At 61.3% G+C, this 22,375-nt stretch carries 22 protein-coding genes, 2 tRNA genes and 1 pseudogene; 10 read left to right on the top strand and 15 right to left on the bottom strand.

From position 1 onward, the window contains the following. Positions 1–431 precede the first annotated feature (431 nt). The 3 genes from I8746_RS07515 (at position 432) to I8746_RS07505 (ending at position 1,811) form a co-directional block, all read left to right on the top strand. Complete coding sequence (locus I8746_RS07515; RefSeq protein WP_003254728.1) at positions 432–695, top strand: hypothetical protein; 264 nt, start codon at positions 432–434, stop codon at positions 693–695. Between the two features lie 136 nt (positions 696–831). Then, on the top strand, positions 832–1,104 hold the full coding sequence (locus tag I8746_RS07510) for a DUF3077 domain-containing protein (RefSeq protein ID WP_012051485.1): 273 nt from the start codon (positions 832–834) through the stop codon (positions 1,102–1,104). Between the two features lie 356 nt (positions 1,105–1,460). Beyond that, the gene (locus tag I8746_RS07505; protein WP_014590007.1) at positions 1,461–1,811 is read left to right on the top strand and encodes an addiction module antidote protein; all 351 of its coding nucleotides are present in this window, start codon (positions 1,461–1,463) and stop codon (positions 1,809–1,811) included. Between the two features lie 98 nt (positions 1,812–1,909). Here the strand turns inward: I8746_RS07505 and I8746_RS07500 are convergent. The 5 genes from I8746_RS07500 to dapA all read right to left on the bottom strand — a co-directional run bounded on the left by I8746_RS07500 (position 1,910) and on the right by dapA (position 5,615). Then, positions 1,910–1,999 (bottom strand) — tRNA-Ser (locus I8746_RS07500). A gap of 91 nt (positions 2,000–2,090) precedes the next feature. Continuing rightward, a complete protein-coding gene (purC, locus tag I8746_RS07495; RefSeq protein ID WP_003254733.1) occupies positions 2,091–2,801 on the bottom strand; it encodes a phosphoribosylaminoimidazolesuccinocarboxamide synthase in 711 nt (236 codons plus the stop codon). 30 nt (positions 2,802–2,831) lie between these two features. Next, positions 2,832–3,590, bottom strand: coding sequence for an MBL fold metallo-hydrolase (locus I8746_RS07490; protein WP_003254735.1), 759 nt, complete (start codon positions 3,588–3,590; stop codon positions 2,832–2,834). Next, a complete protein-coding gene (gene bamC / locus I8746_RS07485; protein WP_221100399.1) occupies positions 3,591–4,712 on the bottom strand; it encodes an outer membrane protein assembly factor BamC in 1,122 nt (373 codons plus the stop codon). A 15-nt stretch (positions 4,713–4,727) separates the two neighbouring features. Continuing rightward, complete coding sequence (gene dapA / locus I8746_RS07480; RefSeq protein ID WP_003254739.1) at positions 4,728–5,615, bottom strand: 4-hydroxy-tetrahydrodipicolinate synthase; 888 nt, start codon at positions 5,613–5,615, stop codon at positions 4,728–4,730. A gap of 259 nt (positions 5,616–5,874) precedes the next feature. Here dapA and I8746_RS07475 point away from each other — a divergent pair, with 259 nt between their 5' ends. Beyond that, positions 5,875–6,435, top strand: a complete 561-nt coding sequence (locus I8746_RS07475) for a glycine cleavage system protein R (protein WP_003254741.1) — start codon at positions 5,875–5,877, stop codon at positions 6,433–6,435. A gap of 11 nt (positions 6,436–6,446) precedes the next feature. Further along, on the top strand, positions 6,447–6,920 hold the full coding sequence (locus I8746_RS07470; protein WP_003254742.1) for a peroxiredoxin: 474 nt from the start codon (positions 6,447–6,449) through the stop codon (positions 6,918–6,920). A gap of 117 nt (positions 6,921–7,037) precedes the next feature. Here I8746_RS07470 and I8746_RS07465 read toward each other — a convergent pair whose 3' ends face one another. Both I8746_RS07465 and I8746_RS07460 read right to left on the bottom strand, forming a co-directional pair. Next, a complete protein-coding gene (locus I8746_RS07465) occupies positions 7,038–8,108 on the bottom strand; it encodes an AI-2E family transporter (RefSeq protein WP_003254744.1) in 1,071 nt (356 codons plus the stop codon). A gap of 20 nt (positions 8,109–8,128) precedes the next feature. Beyond that, positions 8,129–8,368 carry a sulfurtransferase TusA family protein gene (locus I8746_RS07460; RefSeq protein WP_003254745.1) on the bottom strand — a complete coding sequence of 80 codons (240 nt, stop codon included), beginning with the start codon at positions 8,366–8,368 and terminating at the stop codon, positions 8,129–8,131. 122 nt (positions 8,369–8,490) lie between these two features. Here I8746_RS07460 and I8746_RS07455 point away from each other — a divergent pair, with 122 nt between their 5' ends. After that, the gene (locus tag I8746_RS07455; protein ID WP_003254746.1) at positions 8,491–9,927 is read left to right on the top strand and encodes a M48 family metalloprotease; all 1,437 of its coding nucleotides are present in this window, start codon (positions 8,491–8,493) and stop codon (positions 9,925–9,927) included. Between the two features lie 171 nt (positions 9,928–10,098). On the opposite strand, the gene nadA is transcribed toward I8746_RS07455, so the two are convergent. After that, on the bottom strand, positions 10,099–11,157 hold the full coding sequence (gene nadA / locus I8746_RS07450) for a quinolinate synthase NadA (RefSeq protein ID WP_003254747.1): 1,059 nt from the start codon (positions 11,155–11,157) through the stop codon (positions 10,099–10,101). Between the two features lie 274 nt (positions 11,158–11,431). Then, positions 11,432–12,940: a YdgA family protein gene (locus tag I8746_RS07445; protein WP_161775041.1), complete on the bottom strand. Its 1,509-nt coding sequence runs from the start codon at positions 12,938–12,940 to the stop codon at positions 11,432–11,434. A 446-nt stretch (positions 12,941–13,386) separates the two neighbouring features. On the opposite strand from I8746_RS07445, the gene I8746_RS07440 reads away from it, so the two are divergent. From I8746_RS07440 to I8746_RS07430, 4 genes and pseudogenes are all read left to right on the top strand, one after another. Further along, the gene (locus I8746_RS07440) at positions 13,387–14,739 is read left to right on the top strand and encodes an APC family permease (protein WP_014755594.1); all 1,353 of its coding nucleotides are present in this window, start codon (positions 13,387–13,389) and stop codon (positions 14,737–14,739) included. Positions 14,740–14,805: 66 nt separating this feature from the next. Continuing rightward, positions 14,806–16,014: pseudogene (gene mcpU / locus I8746_RS27490) on the top strand (methyl-accepting chemotaxis protein McpU); the annotation flags it as partial. A 102-nt stretch (positions 16,015–16,116) separates the two neighbouring features. Beyond that, on the top strand, positions 16,117–16,872 hold the full coding sequence (locus tag I8746_RS27485; protein WP_370626846.1) for a methyl-accepting chemotaxis protein: 756 nt from the start codon (positions 16,117–16,119) through the stop codon (positions 16,870–16,872). A 142-nt stretch (positions 16,873–17,014) separates the two neighbouring features. Further along, positions 17,015–17,974, top strand: coding sequence for a cation diffusion facilitator family transporter (locus I8746_RS07430; protein ID WP_014589999.1), 960 nt, complete (start codon positions 17,015–17,017; stop codon positions 17,972–17,974). A 93-nt stretch (positions 17,975–18,067) separates the two neighbouring features. Here I8746_RS07430 and I8746_RS07425 read toward each other — a convergent pair. The 6 genes from I8746_RS07425 to tolB form a co-directional block, all read right to left on the bottom strand. Next, positions 18,068–18,143 (bottom strand) — tRNA-Lys (locus I8746_RS07425). A 60-nt stretch (positions 18,144–18,203) separates the two neighbouring features. After that, positions 18,204–18,896 (bottom strand): 7-cyano-7-deazaguanine synthase QueC, encoded by a 693-nt coding sequence (gene queC, locus I8746_RS07420; protein ID WP_076403786.1) that lies wholly within the window; start codon positions 18,894–18,896, stop codon positions 18,204–18,206. Then, positions 18,896–19,543, bottom strand: coding sequence for a 7-carboxy-7-deazaguanine synthase QueE (queE, locus tag I8746_RS07415; protein WP_003254753.1), 648 nt, complete (start codon positions 19,541–19,543; stop codon positions 18,896–18,898). Before queE ends, queC begins: the two co-directional genes overlap by 1 nt. A gap of 168 nt (positions 19,544–19,711) precedes the next feature. Continuing rightward, on the bottom strand, positions 19,712–20,518 hold the full coding sequence (gene ybgF / locus I8746_RS07410) for a tol-pal system protein YbgF (RefSeq protein ID WP_003254754.1): 807 nt from the start codon (positions 20,516–20,518) through the stop codon (positions 19,712–19,714). A 6-nt stretch (positions 20,519–20,524) separates the two neighbouring features. Then, positions 20,525–21,025 carry a peptidoglycan-associated lipoprotein Pal gene (gene pal / locus I8746_RS07405; protein ID WP_003254755.1) on the bottom strand — a complete coding sequence of 167 codons (501 nt, stop codon included), beginning with the start codon at positions 21,023–21,025 and terminating at the stop codon, positions 20,525–20,527. A gap of 54 nt (positions 21,026–21,079) precedes the next feature. After that, a complete protein-coding gene (gene tolB / locus I8746_RS07400) occupies positions 21,080–22,351 on the bottom strand; it encodes a Tol-Pal system beta propeller repeat protein TolB (protein ID WP_012051477.1) in 1,272 nt (423 codons plus the stop codon). Between the last annotated feature and the right edge of the window lie 24 nt (positions 22,352–22,375).

The raw sequence follows: 22,375 nt of genomic DNA, 5'->3' as shown, positions 1-22,375 counted from the left end.
TCCAGCAGCTCTTTGGGGATTTTGGGCAGGTCACGCAAGGGTTTCTTTTTGGTTGGCATACATGCACCTCTTACTCATGTTATGCCCGAACACAAAATTTCTGACACCCTCTTGATTAGTAGAAATCCGTCCTACAACTTCTACTCAGAATTATCCCCTTCCTTGTAGGGCGTTTCCCAAACATACTGCCAACCCGCTCAAACGGTTGCGACGGATTCGGTCGCGCTCTAGTCTCGGCTCGTCGTTGTGAAATCAGCGACCGGCTTTGACAGGCCGACTACTCAAGTTTCCGTTGCAGCGCTTAATGGCAGCTGTGCATGGGGCACATTCGTGTGCGCCGGGTCCTTGGGTACCGGTCTGTCAACCCATGTATAGCTGCCTCCATTCGTTTGACAGCGTTGCCAGGCGGCTCCACTACCCAAGGAGCTTACATGCGCAAGACAGTCCCCGATCCACCCTACTCCCCCCATTCCACCCAGATCCTGCAAGACACCCTGGTCCAGTCCTCAGAGTACGTACTCTGCGCTCTGTCCGTGGCCCGCCAATCCGTGCAACTCAAACCCACCGCCCACAGCTCGATCGTGATGCAGGCCGTGATCCATGAAATGGAAGCGGTACAGGGGCTGGTCGAGTCGGCGTTGATGCAGTTGCAGATGCGGCCGCATTTACCCACAGAGCCTCACACCTTGCATTAGCAGGTCAGGCCTCTTCGCGGGCACGCCCGCTCCCACAGGGTCACCACAGCCGTCACGCACTGCACAGTACCTGTGGGAGCGGGCGTGCCCGCGAAGAGGCCAGCCCAGGCAACCCAGAATCCAGGGAAACAAAACAATGCCCACCGACAACACAACAGAACCCACCACAGTCGGCAAGACCTGCTTCTACCAAGGCGAAAACAACACCCACCCGCTGTTCCGCATCGAACCCGGCATCCCCTGCCAGGACGCCCGCGAACAGGCCTCCGAACTGATGGGTTACGTGCGCGACCTGATCATCACCGGCCTGATGGACGGCGACCAGAAACTGATCTGGGCCTCGCATTACCTGAGCGCGATGGCCAAGGCGCTGCTGGATGATGCTGAGTTGGGGATGATGAAAAAGTAAGTGCGAGGAAGTCCTGGAAACGCAAAATATCCCGGGGCTTCACCGATTGCATCATGTCGCAAACGCACCTAAGCGAGCCCCCACGCTTAAAGCTGGAGTGCGACATTCTCTACCGCCATGTAGTCCATTTCCCAAACGCTCAGCACACCCGCGCTATCCGTTGCCAGCGCTCCGCTCGCGCCCTAGCCTCATCACGTCACGGCCAAACCAAGCGCCGACGATGGGAGGCGAACATCGCTGCAGGCGTATACGCCCGTTGCGTAATGGGCAACCCACTCCGTTTAAAAAGCGTCAGGCCGACACGGCCGCCCACTCAAACGAGCAAAGGAAATTTTTGATGCTTTACGAGGTAAAAAATGATGGGCAAAAAAATTTCGCCGCAAGACATGCCAATCCTTGATCTGGATTTGAGCAAAACAAAACGCTTCGAGGCCTCCCGGTTTCTCGACAGCCCGGAAACCATCGCGGCATTTCTGGCAGAAGCAATGAAGGCTAATGACGCTCAGACCCTGATGCATGCATTGGGTGAAGTGGCAAAAGCCAAGGGCGTGAATCAGTTTGCGCAAGACGCAGGGGTCAATCGAGAGTCTCTTTATAAAACGCTGAAGGGCGGAGAAAAGACCCGTTTCACTACTATTCAAAAACTGATGGTTGCCTTAGGCGTAGAGCTCACAGTCAGGCCGCTCGAGAAGCTTCCGGGCTCTTGATTTAAGCGCTCGGGCAATTAGCATGCTGGCTGTAAATCTTTGCCTTCCATAACGAAAAAGCCCCCGGTAGCTTTCGCTTCCAGGGGCTTGATCTTGTATGGCGGAGAGATAGGGATTTGAACCCTAGGTACTGTTGCCAGTACAACGGATTTCGAATCCGTCCCGTTCGACCACTCCGGCATCTCTCCAATGCCGCGCATCATACCAGCGTTCTTTTAAAACGCAAATCTTTTTTTCAAAAAAATCGCGTGGTATCAGGCGCTTGCGTGAACGTGCCGCTTACAGCGGCACGCCCAGGCGCTTGGCAACTTCTTCGTAGGCTTCGATCACGTCGCCCAGGCCCTGACGGAAGCGGTCCTTGTCCATCTTCTTGCGGGTTTCTTTGTCCCACAGGCGGCAGCCGTCCGGGCTGAACTCGTCGCCCAGCACGATCTGGCCGTGGAATACGCCGAACTCCAGCTTGAAGTCGACCAGCAGCAGGCCGGCGTCATCGAACAGCTTGCTCAGCACTTCGTTGACCTTCAACGACAGCTTCTTCATTTCTACCAGTTGCTCGGCGGTGCCCCAGCCGAACGCGACAACGTGGGATTCGTTGATGAAGGGGTCGCCCTTCTCGTCGTTCTTCAGGAACAGCTCGAAGGTGGACGGCTCCAGCTTGATGCCCTCCTCCACGCCCAGGCGCTTGACCAGGCTGCCGGCAGCGTAGTTGCGCACCACGCACTCGACCGGAATCATGTCCAGCTTCTTCACCAGGCACTCGTTGTCGCCCAGCAGCTTGTCGAACTGGGTCGGCACGCCGGCTTCTTCCAGTTTCTGCATGATGAAGGCGTTGAACTTGTTGTTCACCATGCCTTTGCGGTCGAGTTGTTCGATACGCTTGCCGTCGAACGCCGAAGTGTCGTTACGGAACAGCAGGATCAAGCGGTCGGCGTCGTCGGTCTTGTAAACCGATTTGGCCTTGCCGCGGTAAAGTTCTTCGCGTTTTTCCATGATTGGGCTCCGCTTGCTTGAGGTGTTGGGCTAGGCGATTTCGCGCCAGTCGAGCCCGTGTTCCTGATTCGCCACCTGGAGCCAGTCCGGGTCACACCCGAGGGTGTCGACAAAGCACTGGCGGGCCAAGTGTGGCAGGTTGTTCTTGCTGCTGAGGTGGGCCAGCACCAGGTGTTGCAGGTTGTTCCAGCCCAACTCGTGCACCAGGCGCGCAGCCTGGTGGTTGTTCAAATGCCCTTGCATGCCACCCACCCGCTGCTTCAGAAAAGCCGGGTAGTGACCACGTGCCAGCAGGTCGCGACAGTGGTTGGCCTCGATCAGCAGTGCATCCAGGCCCTGGTAACGCTCCAGCAACAGCGCGTCGTAAGAGCCCAGGTCGGTCAGCATGCCAAAGCGCCGCTTGCCGTCGCTGACCACGTACTGCAACGGCTCGTAGGCGTCGTGCTCGACCCGCGCTGCGGTTACTTCCAGGCTGCCGATACGCAGGCTTTGGCCACACGCGAGAAAACCGGCCACCTCCACCGGCTTGCGCATGCCGCGCAAAGTCCCTTGGCTGAGGTAGACCGGTACATTGTAGCGCCGTGACAGCAAGCCGACCCCATGCACGTGGTCGGCATGTTCGTGGGTGACCAGCACTGCACTGAGCTGAGCGGCAGAAACCCCGAGCAGCGCCAGGCGCCGCTCGGTTTCACGCAGGGAAAAGCCGCAATCGACCAGGATGAACGTGTCACCACTGGCGATCAGCGTGCCGTTCCCTTGGCTGCCGCTTCCGAGTACCGCGAAGCGCACTTAGCCCAGGTGGTCCTGAATGGCGCTCAGCACACGGCGGGCGACATCGGCCGGAGCCACGGTGTTGATGTTTTTCTCGACCGTGACCTGCACGCTCTCACCCACCTTGCTCAGGCGAACCTGGTAACGCTCGGCACGGGCTTCACGCTCTTCCTTGGTCGGCTCGCTGCCGAACAGGCGGCTGAAGAAGCCAGGCTGGTTCTGCTTGTCGTCAGGCTTTTCGGACAGGTTGATGTAGTACAGGCCCAGGCTGCGGTTGATGTCCTCAACACGCCATTCGCCGCCCTGCTCCAGCGCACGACCCACGCCAGACCAGGCGCGGTCCAGGTCGGAGCCCAGGTACAGCACCGGGTTGCCGCTGCCGTCTTCGCTCAGGCTGACGCGGCTTGGGGCGTCGAAATCGCGCGCGGCCAGCAGCGACACCGAACCGCCCTTCTCGGCGCTGCGGTTCATGCTGGCAAGCATTTCGTCGACCAGCAGGGCATCGGTGCCGGTATTGCTGGAGTTGGACGGGAACGCAGGCTCGGCAGTGCTGCCGGCCGGGCGCTCGACGCTGACCACATACACCTCGGAGGTGTTGCGCTGCACGCCAGGCTCCATGCGCACACGCACACGCACCTCGCTGTCACCGCTGCTGGCAGTGCTGGCCAGACGCTGGCCAAGCGATGCCGACAGTTCGTCGAAACGCTGCCAGGTGGTGTTGAACTCGCCCGTCTGCGGGCGCTCTTCAGCAATGCGGAAGCCGTTGTCCTCGAAGAACTGCCGGGCTACCGGCCACACTTCGGCTGGCGAATGCTGGGCCAGCACCCAACGGCTGCTGCCGCTGCGCTGCAGGCTGTAGTCGGTGACCTGGGCGGCACCGCCCGTCAACGGTTGCGGGCGAGGCACTTCAAACTCACCCTTGACGGTATCGTCAGCGACGTTACGCGGAATCGGCAGCAGCGGGTCAAGGCGTTTGACGTTGCTGGCGTCCGGCGGCAGCTGCATCGGCGCGGTCGGGTGCGCCTGCAGGTAGTCACTGCCGCGGTCGCGGAAATAGCCATCCTCGCCCCACAGCCAGCCACACCCACTGGTGGTGGAGATAATCAGGGCAAGGGCGGAAAGACCAGCCAGTCGCTTCATGCGGTGTACTTCCTCTTAAACCAGTACGCCGGACTGGCGCAAGGCAGTACGGACTTTTTCGTGGCAGCCTTCGCTCAGCCAGGTCAGTGGCAGGCGAATACCTTTTTGCATCAGGCCCATTTCGACGAGCGCCCATTTCACCGGGATCGGGTTGGACTCGCAGAACAGGTCTTTGTGCAGCGGCATGAGTTTTTCGTTGATTGCGCGGGCCTTCTCGGCATTGCCCTCAAGGGCGGCCTCGCACAGGTCCGCCATTTCGCGCGGAGCGACGTTGGCGGTGACGGAGATGTTGCCCTTGCCGCCCATCAGGATCAGCTCGACGGCAGTCGGGTCGTCGCCGGACATGACGATGAAGTCCTTGCTGACGCCATCGAGAATGGCCTTGGCGCGGGCCAGGTCGCCCGTGGCTTCCTTGATGCCGATGATGTTCGGCACGGTCGACAGGCGGATCACGGTCTCGGCCTGCATGTCGCAGGAGGTACGGCCGGGAACGTTGTAGAGGATCTGCGGGATGTCGACGGCTTCGGCAATGTGCTTGAAGTGCTGGTACAGGCCTTCTTGCGTTGGCTTGTTGTAGTACGGCACAACCAGCAGGCAGGCGTCGGCGCCAGCATTCTTGGCGTTCTGGGTCAGGTGCACGGCTTCGGCGGTGGAGTTGGCACCGGTGCCGGCGATGACCGGAATCGGTTTGGCGCTGCGTTTGACGCGCTCGACCACGTGCTTGATGACCAGGATGTGTTCTTCGACATCCAGCGTGGCCGACTCACCGGTGGTGCCGACAGCGACGATCGCATGGGTGCCGTTTTCCAGGTGGAAGTCTACAAGTTTGTCGAGGCTGCCCCAGTCAACACGCCCTTGTGCATCCATGGGTGTGACCAATGCCACCATACTGCCCGCAATCATGTAACTGCTCCTGCCGGAAAAAGAGAGCGGTAATGGTACTGGGGGCATCGACCTTGCACAAGCGAAGCAGGCGGGTGGAGCATTCCCCTCGGCGGCTTATTTCGCTACCCTTGGCCCTTTGATCGGTGCAGCGCGGCCCGCCGGGCCGTCGACCTTGCTCCCCGCCAGCGTCCAAGACCTCGCATGCGAGCCCCGGGCCCTGCCGACAGGAGGCTTTTGCCCGTCCTGTGCCGACCGCTCATCGCTTTAGGAATGCTGCATGTCCACCCCCACCGTCCGCGAACAATTCCTTGTCATCAGTGCCCTGGGCCCGAACCCCATGGAGCTGGCCAACGTCCTCAGCCGCGCTGCCTTCGAAAACCGCTGCGCGGTGGTCACCTCGCGCCTGAGCCGCCACGGCGAGACCAGCGCCCTGGTGCTGCAGGTGGGCGGCAGCTGGGACGCCCTGGCACGTCTCGAGTCCACCCTGCCAGGCTTGGGCAAGAAGCACGGCCTGACCCTCGACGTGGTCCGCAGCGCGGACCAGGAAGTGCGCCCGCAGGCCCTTCCGTATGTAGCCTACGTCAGCGCTGCCTACCGCCCGGACATCATCAACGAGCTGTGCCAGTTCTTCCTTGACCACCGCGTCGAGCTGGAAGCCATGACCTGCGACACCTACCTGGCGCCGCAAACCGGTAGCAGCATGCTCAACGCCCAGTTCACCGTGATTCTGCCGGCCGGCACGCAGATCAGCTGGCTACGCGACCAGTTCCTGGACTTTGCCGATGCCCTGAACCTCGACGCACTGATCGAGCCATGGCGTCCCCAGAACCCAATGTAAGGAAACCGATCATGGCTGTAGCACTCGACCAACCTGTCGCCGACTTCCAGGCCCAGGCCACCAGCGGGCAAACCGTCAGCCTTGCCGAACTAAAGGGCCAGCAGGTGGTGGTGTACTTCTACCCCAAGGACAGCACCCCAGGCTGCACCACCGAGGGCCAGGGCTTCCGCGACCAGCACGACGCCTTCGCCGCGGCCAATACCGTGGTATTCGGTGTGTCGCGTGATGGCATCAAGTCGCACGAGAACTTCAAGGCCAAGCAAGGCTTCCCGTTCGAGCTGATCAGCGACAAGGACGAGGCCCTGTGCCAGCTGTTCGACGTGATCAAGCTGAAGAAGCTGTATGGCAAGGAGTACATGGGCGTTGACCGCAGCACCTTCCTGATCGACAAGGACGGGGTGCTGCGCCAGGAATGGCGTGGCGTGAAAGTGCCCGGGCATGTGGATGCCGTATTGGCGGCCGCCCAAGCCTTGAACAAGGCTTGAAATTGAATGGGGCTGCCTTGCAGCCCTTCGCGGGCACGCCCGCTCCCACAGGAATTGTGCAGGGCCCAGTGGGAGCGGGCGTGCCCGCGAAGGGCCGCAGAGCGGCCCCAATGACATTCAAAGCATCGGTGAAACGCTAGGCTCCTGCTTGGGCCACGCATCCAGCACGGCCTTGATCAGCGTCGCCAGGGGGATGGCGAAGAATATCCCCCAAAACCCCCATAGCCCGCCAAACAGCAGCACCGCGCAGATAATCGCCACCGGGTGCAGGCTCACCGCTTCGGAGAACAGCAGCGGTACCAGCACGTTGCCATCCAGCGCCTGGATGATCGCGTACACCGTCATCAGGTAGATGAACTGGTCGCCCCAGCCCCACTGGAACAGCGCAATCAGGGTCACCGGCACGGTCACGACCACCGCGCCCACGTAAGGCACCACCACCGACAGCCCCACCAGCAACGCCAATAGCGCTGCGTAATTGAGCCCCAGGCTGATGAAGGCAATGTAAGTGGCAATGCCGCAGATCAGAATCTCGATACCCTTGCCGCGGATGTAGTTGGCGATCTGCCGGTTCATCTCGCTGCCCACCCGGTTCAGCAAGGTGCGCTGGCGCGGCAGGTAGCCGCTGACCCAGCGGCCAATGAGTTCGCGATCCTTCAGGAAGAAGAACACCAGAATCGGCACCAGCACCAGATAGATCATGGCATTGACCAGCAGTGGCAGGCTGGACAACGAGAAGGTCAGCGCCCATTGACCAAACTTGCCAATTTCACCGCGCACCGATTCGATGGCATGCAATACCTGCTCGTCCGACACCAGGTGCGGATAGCGCTCCGGCAGCAGCAGCAACAACGACTGCCACTTGCCGAGCATGCCCGGCAGCTCGTTGAACAGCGTGATCAGCTGATGCCACAGCAGCGGTACCAGCACCAGCATGAACACCGCCAGTGCGCCCATGAACAAGGCGAACACCAGCATCACCGCCAGCCGTGTCGGTACGCGCACGCGCTCCAGGGCGTTGACCAGCCCCTGCATCAGAAACGCCAGCACCATGCCCGCCAGCACCGGCGCGAGCATGCCGCCCAGGGTGAGCACGGCGGTAAAAGCCAGGAACAACAGGACCGCCAGCACCACCGCTTCCTCATCGGAGAAGTAGCGCTGCACCCAGTCGCGAAGCACTTTGAACATTGACGATCCTTGGAAAAGACTCAGGCCTTGCGCAGCCAGTAAGTATAGGTACCGGCCTCGGCCGTTTCTTGCAGCAGGGTATGACCGGCCAACTGGGCGAAAGTGCGGAAGTCGCGCTGGGAGCCTGCGTCCGTGGCGATAACCTTGAGCACCGCGCCACTGGCCAGGCGATTGAGCTCCATCTTGGCCTTGAGCAGTGGCAAAGGGCAATTCAGCCCGCTGGCGTCCAGTTCGGCGTCGCAGGTCAGGGTGTTACTCATCGCAGGGTCTCCAAAGGCATCGCCAGGGTGCTTCTTGGCATGGCTGGCTAGGATAGCGCCACTGGTCGCCAACGTGTGAGCCCGCTACAGTAGGTATCTTTGATCCGACGCGAGCTTCATGCATGAATCTACTGCGCCCTACCCTGCTGACGCTGGCCTGCCTGATGGCCCTTCCCGGCCATGCTGACGACCTGCCATCACTGGGTGATGCCAGTTCTGCGATCGTCTCGCCGCAACAGGAGCACCAACTGGGCCGTGCCTGGCTCAGCCTGCTGCGCGGCCAGGTCAATCAGCTCAACGACCCACAGCTCAAGGACTACGTCGAAACCAGCGTGTACAAGCTGGCCGAAACCAGCCAGCTGCAGGACCGGCGCCTGGAGTTCATCCTGATCGACAGCCGCGAGCTGAACGCCTTTGCCGCCCCGGGTGGCATTGTAGGGGTCAACGGCGGGCTGTTCCTCAACGCTCAGACCGAGGGTGAATATGCCTCGGTACTGGCCCACGAACTGGCGCACTTGTCGCAACGCCACTTCGCGCGGGGTGTCGAGGCCCAGCAGCGTATGCAGTTGCCGATGATGGCAGCGCTGCTGGCCGGCATCGTGCTGGCCGCAGGTGGCGCCGGCGATGCGGGCATCGGCATGATTGCCGGCACCCAGGCGGCGGCCATTCAGGAGCAACGGCGCTTCTCGCGCCAGAATGAACAGGAAGCCGACCGCATCGGTATCCAGAACCTGGAAAAGGCCGGCTACGATCCGCGCAACATGCCGACCATGTTCGAGCGCCTGGCACGCCAGTATCGCTATGACGCCAAACCGCCGGAGTTCCTGCTGACCCACCCGGTGACCGAATCACGTATTGCCGACACCCGTAACCGCGCCGACCAGGCGCCCCAGGGTGGTATTGAAGACAGCATGCGCTACCAGCTGATCCGCGCCCGGGTGGCACTGACCTACGAAGGCACGCCGGGGCTTGCCGCCAAGCGCTTCCGCGCCCAGCTGGACGAAGACCCAAAACTGGATGCCGCACGTTATGGCCTGGCCTTGGCACAGATCAAGGGCGGGCAATTGAACGAGGCCCGTGAAATGCTCAAGCCGCTGCTGGCCAAGGCGCCCAACGACATCACCTACAACCTGGCGCAGATCGACCTGGACATCACCAACAACCGTCTTGCCGACGCCCAGCAGCGCGCCGAGCGGATGCAGGGGCTGTACCCGGGCAACTACCCGTTGAAACAGGTGCGTGCCGACCTGCTGGTGAAACAGAACAAGCCGGCTGAGGCCGAGAAGGTGTTGAACGAGCTGGTGAAGAGTCGGCCGGATGATCCGGATGTATGGTACGACATGGCCGAGGTGCGTGGCTTGTCGGGCAATACCATTGGCTTGCACCGGGCGCGTGCCGAGTACTTCACGCTGGTCGGCGACTTTGATCAGGCAATCCAGCAGCTGGATTACGCCAAGCGCCGGGCGGGTGGGAATTTCCCGCTGGCCTCACAGATTGACCAGCGCCAGCGCGAGATCATGGAGCAACGGCGCATGGTTCAGGAAATGATGGGGCGCTGAGGATTTTGGGGGCGCTTTGCGCCGCAATCGCGACACAAGGCCGCTCCCACAGGGATCGCGCCAGCTTTTAGAAATTGAGCAAGACAGTTGCTCCCACATGACCCTGCATACGCCGATCATTGTGGGAGCGGCCTTGTGTCGCGATTGGGCCGCAAAGCGGCCCCGGCAACCTCAAGCGTTACCGGAAAGCTTCAGCCGCGCCGCCTGGGTAAAGTCCAGCATGCGATTAAGCGGCTTGATCGCCTTGGGCACCAGCGCCGGGTCAACGAAAATCTCGTTGGTGCCATTACGCAGGCAATCCAGCACCCGCTCCAGGGTGTTCATCGCCATCCACGGGCAGTGCGCACAGCTGCGGCATGCCGCGCCGTTGCCGGCGGTGGGGGCTTCGACGAATTCCTTGTCCGGGCACAGCTGCTGCATCTTGTAGAAGATGCCGCGGTCGGTGGCGACGATGAAGGTTTTGTTCGGCAGGGTCTGGGCAGCCTTGATCAGCTGGCTGGTGGAACCCACCGCGTCGGCCAACTCGATCACCGCTTCCGGCGACTCGGGGTGCACCAGGATCGCAGCATCCGGGTACAGCGCCTTCATGTCAGCCAACTGGCGCGACTTGAACTCTTCGTGAACGATGCAGGCACCGTCCCACAGCAGCATGTCGGCACCGGTCTGCTTCTGGATGTAACGGCCCAGGTGCTGGTCCGGGCCCCAGATGATGGTTTCGCCGTTGTCCATCAGGCTTTCGACAATTTCCAGGGCACAGCTCGAAGTCACCACCCAATCGGCGCGTGCCTTCACCGCTGCGGACGTGTTGGCGTAGACCACCACGGTGCGCTCAGGGTGCTGGTCGCAGAAGGCCGAGAACTCTTCTACCGGGCAGCCCAGGTCGAGCGAGCAAGTGGCCTCCAGTGTCGGCATTAGCACGCGCTTTTCCGGGGTGAGGATTTTTGCCGTCTCGCCCATGAAGCGCACACCGGCCACGATGACCGTTTCGGCCGGGTGGTTCTTGCCGAAACGGGCCATTTCCAACGAGTCGGACACGCAGCCGCCGGTTTCTTCAGCCAGCGCCTGGATGACTGGGTCGCAGTAGTAATGGGCAACCAGCACGGCATTCTGGGCTTTGAGCTCGGCAGCGATGGCCGCACGGTATTCGGCCTCCTGCTCGGCTGTCAGCGGGTTGGGCTGCTTGGCGTCGAGGTGGGCCTGAACCAAAAGGCGTTCGGAAATCTGGGTCATGATCGCTGGACCTGCAGGCGCGCTTGCGCGTCAAATCGAGTGTATCACCCGGCCCTGGCAGATCGGCTAAGGGTGCCGGACGGCATGCTGACCGCCACAGCCCTCTGCGGGCGCGGATTATTATCGGAGGCCGAAGGCTACAGACAATCCAGCGATTACTAAAGGGGTTTTTGTGTTGCCTGTGCTGGCCTCTTCGCGGGTAAACCCGCTCCTACACTGTGAAATCCTGGTAGGAGCGGGTTCACCCGCGAAGAGACTGCAACAGGAGAAACCGTCACCCCTGCGGCGACAGGGCCGCCAGATGCGCCGCCATGAACATGGCAAATTCTTCCACGGTCATTTTTCGGCCATTGAAATCGACCATGCCATCGGCATAGTGCAGGCTGCTGACCACATCATCGCCCTGCACGGTGGCCATGCCGCTCTGCAGCGCCATCATACCGACCATCTCCCCCGCCTGGCTCGACTGCATGGCAATCGCTTGCGCATCGGTCTGGCCATCCAGCAAGGCCTGCAAGGTCGCCAGGTCACCGATCATCGGCTTGGACAGCGACAGCTTGCCTTTCACCTCCGTGATGATCTGCTTGCTCAGCTGGTCCGGCGGCAGGTCGAAGCTGGCCGGTGCGGCGAGGTCCATCGACAGGTTGAAGCGGCTCTCGCCATTGGCGGTCTTGAACGACAGGTTTTCCACCGCCAGCTTGGGCTTGGCGGCCAGCAATTTCTGCAAGTCCCCCTGGAAGCGGGCCTTTTCGGCGTCGTCCATCTGGATCTGCGGCACCGGCTGGCCAGCCGCACTGGCGGCCTCGAACTCCGGCAAGTGCGACTGGTACCACTTCGACAAGGCCTGCAGCGCCGGGGCGTTTACCGAAGTCACGCTCACCGCCATCTGCGCTTTGCCTACCGCGCGGCCATCCCAGCTGATGTCGCCGACCTTGTACGCCGCGCGGCCACCTACGGTGTCCGTGCCTTCAAGGGTTTGCAAGGCGCTCTGTTCCAGGCCCTTGATCAACAGCACCTGCTGTTTCGGCCCAAGTGTGACCTTGGCTTCAGCCAACGCCAGATCGACGTTACCGACATAGATGGCATCGTGCGCGGTGGCTGCGAGGTTACCGCCAAACGTCAGCCCTTTGAGCTCGAACGTGGCCGGCGGCTGGTCGTCATGCACACGCTTCATCACCAGCCTGTCGGCCTGGCCGCGGAACTTGGAGGCCTTGCCCTCCTTGTCCCCACTGACTTCGAACTGCATACCCGAGAAGTCGAAGGTGTTGCCATCCGCTTCGTCAAACTTGAGCGGCGCCAGCTGAACCTGGCTGACCACACTGCCGCCGTAACCCAGGCTGGTCTGTGCGCTGATCGGGGCCTTTTCACCCGCAGCGGCGAACAATGGCGCGACGGCTTCATCCTTCTGCAGCGTGCTGTTGCTGACCGCCATTACCGGCATCAGCTTCAGTGCCCTGACCCTCGACCAGGGAAACGGGCCGTGCTCGATCTGGTCGGTCACGCCCACGTCAAAATTGATCACCTCGCCCTGCCCCACGTTGATGTCGCGAGCCTTGAGCCGGTACTGGGCAGTGCTGCTGAAGAGATGCTGCTCCAGCGACACACGCTCGATGCTCATGCTACCACCGGTACTGACCAGGGCCTTTTTGAGTTCGGCGTTGCTGCGTGCTAGGGCGTTGTCCAGCTCTGCCGGCAGCTGCTTGCCGGTGTACCAGGCGCCTGCGGTGGTTGCGACGGCAATGGCGATAGCCAGGCCGGAAAGGATGCCAACTGATTTCTTCATGAATAGAACCGATTGCTGTCCGTAAGGGCTTCGAAGGCGGCCAGAGGCCACGCAGAAATCGAAGAGTACCACCCCCGATTGGGCCGAGCGCTGGCCCAGCTCGAGAAATGCCATTTTTCGGACACATCCGACAGCCAGGTGAAACAAGCAAAGGACTCGTTAATTTTTACGAACACTCAAATTGATCAGAATCGCAAAAAAACGCGCAACAACCGAACAAATCCCGTATTTAATCGATAAATATTTCAATTTTGCAACATCTTGTCATGTTTAACTTGACACCCACCTACCCATCGTTTTTTATTTTCACCACTTTGCGCGCCCCACCGCGCCTTCCGCCGCTCCAACATAAAAGGTGAACAATATGGAGCCCACCCGCTCGCCCTTGCCGCATGCGCAATACACCGTGCCCGTCGTTTACGCCCAGCAGCAGGAGCCATGCCAGCATGCAGCCTGACCACAGCGCTTCCGGCAACGGCCAACTTCGCAAAACCCTGCGCCTCTGGCACGTGATCATCATCGGCCTGGCTTACCTGACCCCGATGACCGTGTTCGACACCTTCGGCATCGTCAGCGGGATCACCGCTGGCCATGTACCCAGCGCTTACATCCTGGCATTGGCCGGCATCCTGTTCACCGCGGTGAGCTATGGCACCCTGGTAAAACGCTTCCCGCAGTCGGGCTCGGCCTACACCTACACCCAGCGCGCGATCAACCCGCACGTGGGCTTCCTGGTGGGCTGGTCTTCACTGCTGGACTACCTGCTGCTGCCGATGGTCAACGCGCTACTGGCCAAGCTGTACCTTTCGGCCATGTTCCCGGAAGTACCTGAGTGGATGTGGGTCGCCGGCTTCGTCACCCTGATCAGCCTGATCAACATGCGCAGCGTAAACCTGGTGGCCCACTTCAACCTGCTGTTCGTGGGTGTACAGGTGGCGATCATCGCCGTGTTCATCTACCTGTGCGTGCGCGGCCTGGACCAGGGCGAAGGGCTGGGTACCACCTGGAGCCTGATACCGTTCGCCGACAGCCAGACCCAGTTCAGTGCCCTGGCCGCCGGTGCAACCATCCTGTGCTTCTCGTTCCTGGGCTTTGATGCGGTCACCTGCCTGTCCGAGGAAACCCGCGATCCGGCCAAGACCATTCCCCGGGCGATCTTCCTCACCGCACTGATTGGCGGTGTGGTGTTCATCACCGTGTCGTACTTCATCCAGGCCTACTTCCCGACCATGGCCCGCTTCCACGACCAGGAAGCAGCCCTGCCGGAAATTGCCCTGTACGTTGGCGGCAAGCTCTTCCAGTCGATCTTCATTGCCTGCACCGTGATCAACACCATCGCCTCGGGCCTGGCCTCGCAAACCAGCGTGTCACGCCTGCTGTATGTAATGGGCCGCGACAACGTGATCCCGGCCAGCGTCTTCGCCCGCCTGCATTCGCGCTACAAGACGCCAGTGCTGAACATTGCAGTCGTAGGGCTGATTTCGCTGTCGGCGATCTTCTTCGACCTGGTTACCGCCACTTCCATCATCAACTTCGGCGCCCTGGTCGCGTTCAGCTTCGTCAACCTGTCGGTCATCAACCACTGCTACCTGCGTGAAGGCAATCGCAAAGGCCTGAGCAACCAGTTTAAGTACCTGGTTCTGCCTACCATCGGCTTCTGCATCATCGTCTCGCTGTGGCTGGACCTGAACGCACATTCGCTGATGTTTGGCGGCATCTGGGCTGCGCTCGGGCTGGTCTACCTGGGCTGGCTGACCAAAGCCTTCCGCGCGGCACCGCCCAACTACGTCGCCGAATGACCCACGCTGCCAACAACGCCCGCGCCTGATCGCGGGCGTTGCATTTGTTTGAAAAGGAAAGCCCTCATGCCGCTGCGTCGCCTCTCCATCCAGTGGAAGATCACACTCCTCGCCGGCCTGTGCCTGCTGGCCATTGTCGCCTTGCTGGTAGCCACCTCGCTGACCCAGGCCCATCGCAGCGCCGCCCTGGTCAACCAGGCCAACACTGCCATGCTCGAAGACAGCGCCCGCCAGCGCCTGCAGGCCCACGCCGAAACCCAGGCCTTGCGTATCCAGCGCTACTTCATGGACGCCTACCAGTACGGCAATGGCTTTGCCCGCCTGGTACAGGTGCTGAAGGACCGTGGTGGTAGCGACCTGCGCGCCGAACTGACCCGCCAGGCGCGTGCTAGCCTGGCCGGCAACCCGGATGTGATTGGCCTGTACCTGGTGTTCCAGCCCAATGCCCTGGACCAGCAGGACAGCCACTACCTCGGGCAGGACGCCCTGGGCAGCAATGAGAGCGGGCGTTTCTCGCTGTACTGGTCCCAACCAAGCCCCGGCACCCTGGAACTTGAAGCCATGCCGGAAACGATGCTCGGTGACACCAGCATCGGCAGCAACGGCGCGGCGAAGAACCGCTGGCTGACCTGCCCGCAGGACACCGCCAGGACCTGCATGCTCGAACCGTACCTCGACGAGGTCAACGGCCGTCAGGTGCTGATGACCAGCATCGCTCTGCCACTGCTGGAACACGGCAAGGTAGTCGGCGTGGTCGGCCTGGACATCGGCCTGGCCAACCTGCAGCAACTGAGTGTGGACGGCCGCCGCGACCTGTTCGACGGCCAGAGCCAGGTGAGTATCGCCACCGCCGCCGGCCTGCTGGCGGGCAACAGTCGCGACGACAGCACGCTCGGCAAGCCCATGGCAAATGCGGTAGCCGACGGCCTGCTGCGCGTGGCCCACCCCTTCACGCCAATCCCTGACACAGCCCCGTGGCAGGTATGGCTGGAAGTGCCGGAAAGCGTGCTGCAGGCCCCTGCCGTAGCCCTAAACCAGCGCCTTGATGCCCATAACCAGAATGCCAACCTCACCAGCCTGCTGATAGGCCTTGGCACGGCAATCGTGGGTTTGCTGCTGGTGTGGCTGACCGCTCGCGGCGTTAGCCGGCCAATCCTGGCCGTGGCGGCACGCCTGGAAGACATTGCCAGTGGCGAAGGCGACCTTACCCGTCGCCTGGACTACGCCCGCCAGGATGAACTGGGCCTGCTCACCGCCTGGTTCAACCGCTTCCTCGACAAGTTGCAACCGGTCATTGCTCAGGTCAAAGGGTCGCTGCAGGAGGCCCGCGACACCGCCGACCAATCGGCCGCCATCGCCAGCCAGACCAGCAACGGCATGCAGCAGCAGCATCGCGAAATCGAACAGGTGGCCACAGCGGCCAATGAAATGAGCGCCACCGCTCTGGATGTCGCCCACAACGCCTCGCAGGCGGCCCAGGCCGCACGCGCCGCGGATCAGGCCAGCCAGGAAGGCTTGCAACTGGTGGACAGCACGCGCCAGGGCATCGACCGCCTGGCCGCAGGCATGAACACTGCCATGGACGAGGCCCGTGCACTGGAAGACCGCAGCGGGCAAATCGGCTCGGTGCTTGAAGTGATCCGCACCATTGCCGAGCAAACCAACCTGCTGGCACTGAATGCCGCCATCGAAGCGGCCCGCGCAGGCGAAGCCGGGCGTGGCTTCGCCGTGGTTGCCGATGAGGTGCGCGGCCTGGCCCAGCGCACGCAGGTTTCGGTAGAGGAAATTCGCCAGGTCATCGAAGGCCTTCAGCAAGGCACCCAGGACGTGGTGGGGGCCATGCATGCAGGCCAACGCCAGGCCCAGGACAGCGCCGCACGCATGGAGCAGGCATTACCGGCACTGCAGCGTATTGGCGAGGCCGTGGCGGTGATCAGCGAAATGAACTTGCAGATAGCCTCGGCGGCGGAAGAGCAGAGTGCGGTGGCCGAGGAAGTGAACCGTAACGTGGCCGGCATTCGAGACGTGACAGAATCGTTGGCCGGACAGGCCGATGAATCGGCACGCATCAGTCAGGCCCTGAACCGGCTGGCCAACCAGCAGCAAGCGCTAATGGAGCAGTTTCGCGTTTAGCCTGTCAGGGCCTCTTCGCGGGCACGCCCGCTCCCACAGGTTCGGCGTAACCCTAAGGGGCTGTGCAGTTCCTGTGGGAGCGGGCGTGCCCGCGAAGAGGCCCTGACAGGCACCGCACCATTGTTATTCTTGAGCACAACTTATGCCTAATCCAACCCGATCCACCTTCTTCGACATCACCAGCGAACAAGGGCTTTTACGCACCTCGATCGCCGCCACCCTGTTCATCGCCACCATCGGCATCGCCTTCGGCCTTGCCTCCGGCTCGTTCTCCATCGTCTTCGACGGTGTGTACTCGCTGGTCGACGCCAGCATGAGCGGGCTGTCGCTGGTGGTGGTCAAGCTGATCACTTCGCACACCACCAGCGTGCAGATGTCACGCAAGCTGCGCGAGCGCTTCACCATGGGTTTCTGGCACCTGGAACCCATGGTACTGGCGCTCAACGGCATTCTGCTCGGCGGCGTGGCCATCTACGCGCTGATCAATGCCGTCAGCAGCCTGCTGCAAGGCGGGCGCCACCTGGAGTTCGGCATTGCCATGGTCTACGCGGCGCTGACGGTGATCACCTGCGTGACCATCGCCGTCATCGAGGCCCGCGCCAACCGCAAACTGAAGTCAGACTTCGTGCGCATGGACGTCAAGGGCTGGGTGATGTCGGCCAGCATCACTGCCGCACTGCTGATCGCCTTCTGCTTTGGCTATGCCGTGCAAGGCACTTCGCTGGAATGGGTATCACCCTATATTGACCCGGCGGTGCTGGCGCTGGTGTGCCTGGTGATCGTGCCGTTGCCGATGTCGGTGGTGCGTCAGGCGCTGTCTGAAATCTTCCTGGTCACCCCTGGCGACCTCAAGCTGCACGTAGATGAGGTGGCCAAGGCCTTCGTCGCTCGCCACGGCCTGCAGTCTTACCGCGCCTATGTCGCCAAGGTCGGGCGTTCGCGGGAGATCGAACTGTATTTCATCGTGCCCAAAACCATGGCGGCGAAGACCATCGATGAATGGGATGCCTGGCGCAACGAGATTGGCGACGCGGTAGGCGGAGAAGGGCCGGACCGCTGGCTGACCGTGGTGTTCACTGGCGACCCGGAATGGGCCGAGTAATTGGTGGGCGTTCTGCGCCCTTTTTCCGAAACCCGTAGCGCAAACGAAAAAGCCCGCGACCATTTCTGGTAGCGGGCTTTCACGTACTGCGTATGGTGGGTCGTGTAGGATTCGAACCTACGACCAATTGGTTAAAAGCCAACTGCTCTACCAACTGAGCTAACGACCCATTTGATGGCGCGTATAATACTGATTTCTAACGAGAATTCAACACCCCATCACGATTTTTTCAAAAATACCGAGTCGGGTCTTCGATACCGGCGGCCTTGAAACCGTCGGCGCGCAGGCGGCAGCTGTCGCATTTGCCACAGGCGCGGCCGTCATCGTCGGCCTGGTAGCAGGAAACGGTCAGGCTGTAGTCCACACCACGGGCCATACCGGCCTGCACGATCTGCGCCTTGCTCATGTTCTGCAGCGGCGCCTGGATGCGGAAACCCTGCCCTTCTACGCCAGCCTTGGTCGCCAGGTTGGCCATGCGCTCGAAGGCCTCGACGAACTCGGGACGGCAATCCGGGTAGCCAGAGTAATCGACGGCGTTGACGCCAATGAAGATGTCGCGCGCTTCCAGCACTTCAGCCCAACCCAGCGCCAGCGAAAGGAACACGGTGTTGCGCGCCGGCACATAAGTGACCGGAATGCCTTCACCCGGGGCTTCCGGCACGTCGATGCTGCTGTCGGTCAATGCCGAACCGCCGATGCCGTCGAGGTTCAGCCCAATCACCTTGTGCTCGACCACACCCAGGTCGCGGGCCACGCGGGCAGCGGCGTTCAGCTCGGCGCGATGACGCTGGCCGTAGTCAAAGCTCATGGTGTAGCAGCTGTAGCCTTCGGCCTTGGCCATGGCAACCACGGTGGCCGAGTCCAGGCCGCCGGACAACAGGATTACTGCGCGTTTTTCTGTCATGTGTACGTGCTCCTCAATCAACGTCCGGGCTCGTCGTTCCACAGCAGCTTGTGCAGCTGAAGTTGGAAGCGTACGGGCAGGTTGTCAGCAACGATCCAGTCAGCCAGGTCACTGGCGTTCACCTGATGATGGCTGGGTGAGAACAACACCTCACCGGCACGCTCTGCCAGGTTGTACTGGATCAGCTTGGATACCGCCCAGTCATAATCCTCACGGGAACAAATGACGAACTTGACCTGGTCGTTGCGCGTCAGCTGCTCGATGTTCTCGTAGCGGTTACGGTGCGACTCTTCGGAGCCTGGGGTTTTCAGGTCGACCACACGGCTGACGCGGGTGTCGGTGCCGGCAATATCCAGCGCGCCGCTGGTCTCCAGCGACACCTCGTAACCGGCGTCACACAGCCGCTGCAGCAACGGCAAGGCGTTGGGCTGGGCCAGCGGTTCACCACCGGTGACACACACGTAGCGCGGCTTGAAGCCGGCCACTTGCTCAAGGATCGAATCAAGGGTGCGAACGGTACCGCCACTGAAGGCATAGGCACTGTCGCAGTACTGGCAACGCAGGGGGCAACCGGTGAGGCGCACAAATACCGTAGGCAGCCCGGCCGTTCGCGTCTCACCCTGCAAAGAGTAAAAGACTTCGGTGATGCGTAATGTGTCTTGCATGCTCGCCACGGGCGTGACAGCTAAACAGGCTGTCCGCCTCCGTCAGGCACTGTCGCGGACTCGACATCGCGTTATCCGCAGCAGCGTGTTTACGAAAAAAGGGCAGTGATTCTAACGAAAAAACCCGCGACTGGCGCGGGTTTCTTTCGAGCGGTACAGCGACAACGCCTAGAGCTTCTGCAGGTCACGCTGGGCCAGTTGAGCGGCAGAGGTGCCGGGGTACTGGGTGACGACCTGCTGGAGGATGCCTTTTACCTTGTCGGTATGGCCCATACGGCGCTCGACATCAGCCAGTTTGTACAGCGAATCTGGCACCTTGCTGTGCTTCGGGTACTTTTGGCTGACCTGGGCAAAGGCCTGGCTGGCGCCTTGCAGGTCACCCTTGGCCAGGTTCACTTCACCCAACCAGTACTGGGCATTACCGGCGTACTGGCTGTTGGGGTACTTGCGCAGGAAGGCGTTGAACGCCTGGCTGGCCTTGTCGAAGTCTTTCTGTTTGATCAGGTCGAAAGCTGCGTCGTAATAGAGCTTCTCTTTCGCCGGATCACCGGGCTGGCTACTGCCGGCCGGTTGTTGCGCAGCAGCACCTGCTGCGGCATCGGGGGCGGCATTGGACGCACCACCACCGGAGGAATTGTCAGGGGTTGCGGCAGGCGCAGCGCCACTGTTGATGCGACGGTCCAGGTCCTGGTAACGCTCCAGGTTTTCCTGCTTCATGCGCGACACATCGTTTTGCAGCTCTTCGATGATGCCTTGCTGGCGGGAAAGCTGATCCTGCATCTGTTGCAGCTGCATGAACAGCTGGCCCTGTGCAGAGGCAGGGGCCGAAGCCCCTGACCCGGCATAGGCGCCGCTCGTGCCATAACCCGCAGGCGGATAGCTGCCTGCGTTGTCATCTACTACAGGGACCTCAGCCCAGGCCGCAAGCGGCAGGCTGAGTGCGAGGACGGTTACTACACGGCGGCACATACGCATAAGAACTTACTTACGCAGTTCTACGCGACGGTTCTGAGCCCAGGACTGCTCGTCGTTGCCGGTAGCAACTGGACGCTCTTCGCCGTAGGAAACCAGTTCCAGCTGAGCAGGGGAAACGCCCTGCAGAACCAGGTAGCGCTGAACGGCTTTCGCACGACGCTCACCCAGAGCCATGTTGTACTCGCGGGTGCCGCGCTCGTCGGTGTTACCTTCCAGAACAACACGGTTGCCGTTGGCTTTCAGGTCCTTGGCGTGAACGTCCAGAGCGCGCATGGCTTCTGGCTTCAGGTCCGAGCTGTCGTATTCGAAGTAGAAGGTGGTGATTGCGCGCAGGGCGGCTTCTTCGCTCAGGGAGCCGTCAACAGCGCCAGTGTTGGCACCGTAGCCAGCGTTAGGGTCTACAGCAGCGCCTTCGCCTGCGTTATCACCGCCCTTCGAGGAGCAACCTACAGCTACGGCCATGGCCAGAGCCAGCGCAGCAAATTTACCAAACTTCAGCATTTCCATCGTGAAACTCCTAATGAAACCCCAGTGTGTTAAGCAAAATGTATTACGCCGCAATCAGTTCAGGTAAGGGGACCAGGACGGTTCTCTGACTTCGCCTTGAGCGGTAGGAAGTGGGAGCCTCACGCGGCCGTTCAGCGACACGAGCATCAAGACTCCCCGGCCCTGCTGGCGGGTGGCGTAGATTAGCATGGTGCCGTTTGGCGCAACAGTGGGAGACTCATCAAGACTTGTTTCAGACAGAATCTTTACACTTCCGCGCTGCAAGTCCTGTGCCGCCACTTTGAAGTTGGTAAAGCCCTGTTGGCGATGGATCATTACCAGGGTCTTTTCGTCCGCCGAAAGTTTCGGGTTGGCGTTGTAGTTACCCACGAACGTTACGCGCTCGGCACCACCACCACTGACCGACTGTTTATAGATCTGCGGTTTGCCGCCACGGTCGGAAGTGAAGTAGAGGGTGTTGCCATCTTTACCCCAGAACGGCTCGGTATTGATACCCGGGCCTGCAGTAACACGGCTGATCTGGCGCGAGGCCACGTTCATCACGTAGATGTCCGGGTTGCCGTCCTTGGACAGCACGAACGCCAGGCGCGAACCGTCCGGCGACCAGGCTGGCGCACCGTTCAGGCCTTCGAAGTTGGTCACCTGCTCGCGGCGGCCAGTATCGATGTTCTGCACAAAGATACGTGGGCGCTTCTGCTCGAACGAAACGTAGGCGATACGTTTGCCATCTGGCGCAAAGCGCGGCGACAGGATCGGCTCACGCGATTGCAGCAGGGTCACCGCACGCGCACCGTCGTAGTCCGAACGCTGGAGGGTGTAGCGGGTGTTGTTGGTGGAGAAACGCTCGGCCGTCACGTACAGCATGCGCGTAGAGAACGCGCCCTTGATGCCGGTGAGCTTCTCGAACGACTGGTCGGCAATGTAGTGCGCCATGTCGCGCAGCTGGTCGGTGCTGCCCGCCACGCTGCCGGTCAGCACTTGCTGCTCGGTGGCGACGTTGAACAGCGCGTACTGCACCTGCAGGCGACCGCCCGACGGCACAATGCTGCCGACCATCACGTACTGTGCACCCAGCGCTTTCCAATCACGGAAGATCACTTCGCTGGCCTGCGACGGCTGGCTGATCATGTTCTGCCGCGGAATTGGCGAGTAGTAGCCAGAGTTGCGCAGGTCATTGCCAATGATGTCGGCGATGTCTTCGGGCAGCACGCTGCCGCCCTGCAGACCGAACGGTACTACCGCGATGGGCGTGGCCCGGTCGCTGCCGCTGGTAACCAGGATGTTCTTTTCTTCTGCCACCGCCATGCCTGCCACGCAGCAGAGCATGACCAGCAGTCCTCTCAGACGTTT

Source organism: Pseudomonas sp. USTB-Z (assembly GCF_019691255.1).
Classification (GTDB): domain Bacteria; phylum Pseudomonadota; class Gammaproteobacteria; order Pseudomonadales; family Pseudomonadaceae; genus Aquipseudomonas; species Aquipseudomonas alloputida.
Note: the sequence above shows the minus strand (reverse complement) of the source record. Positions and strands in the feature narration are given on the sequence as shown.